Annotated in this window: 1 pseudogene; it reads left to right on the top strand. The window is 40.4% G+C overall.

Annotation, left to right across the window (positions count from 1 at the left end):
- Nucleotides 1–156, top strand: a pseudogene (locus HC175_RS24515) (DUF58 domain-containing protein); the annotation flags it as partial.
- Between the last annotated feature and the right edge of the window lie 176 nt (nt 157–332).

Below are 332 nucleotides of genomic sequence, written 5' to 3'. Positions count from 1 at the left end.
GACCAGACCATTGCCGAGCAATTCAGCTATGACAAAAGATTAATGGCTAAGGAACTTCAGAAGCACGGGATCCAGACCATTCTCACCAAACCCGAAGACCTTACCGTCAATACCATCAACAAATATTTGGAGATCAAAAAAAGGGGAATTTTGTAGCTGTCTATTAGAACCAAGAGGCAAGATTCAAGAGACAAGACTTTTTGTCTTGTTTAAAAAATGATTGGACCAGTAATTTGAAATTTGGTGCCGGAATTTGGTGCCTGGAATTTGGTGCTTGAAATTTGGTGCTTGAAATCTAATCCAGCGCTTTCTTATAGGTTTCCAATGCCCTC

The organism is Salinimicrobium oceani, from assembly GCF_012037645.1.
Note: the sequence above shows the minus strand (reverse complement) of the source record. Positions and strands in the feature narration are given on the sequence as shown.